This is a genomic window from Mesorhizobium sp. M4B.F.Ca.ET.089.01.1.1 (assembly GCF_004022605.1).
Classification (GTDB): Bacteria; Pseudomonadota; Alphaproteobacteria; order Rhizobiales; family Rhizobiaceae; genus Mesorhizobium; species Mesorhizobium abyssinicae.
The window spans coordinates 1-384 of sequence record NZ_RZOS01001601.1; the positions used below are offsets into that span (position 1 = coordinate 1).

The 384-nt window shown below is 54.7% G+C and carries 1 protein-coding gene; it reads right to left on the reverse strand.

The genetic code is table 11. The annotated features are described in order from the left end of the window. Positions 1–112: 112 nt before the first annotated feature. Positions 113–384: hypothetical protein (locus EN780_RS40275; RefSeq protein ID WP_210215172.1), on the reverse strand; the 272-nt coding region annotated here is incomplete at its 5' end.

A 384-nucleotide genomic window follows, 5' to 3' on the forward strand; every position in this document is an offset into this window, starting at 1 on the left:
GGCATTCCCCAAGGCACGCCGAGCGGCGCTTGAAGAAGCGAGACCTTGCCGACCACGACCTGCGCTTCCCGCCGTGCGTAATGCTTCAGCCTGTAGTTTCCGGAGCGGACGCTCAGGCCGGCGATCGGCCGCCGCCTGGGCGATCGGCCGCCTGGGCGATCGGCGACGAGGCATGGCAGGCGACGATTCGCTCCGGTGAGAAGGCTGCGCGAAAACAAATGCGCGGTCTCGCGACAACCTGCCCAATCTTTTGGCAGGACATTTTCAGAAACAAACAATATTGAGTAAAATTGACCAGAATTCGCGCAATTAAGTGTATTAGGACTTCCTTATTATATTCATCTGCAAGAATTGATAGATGAAATGAAATTTTTCCCTGTACTC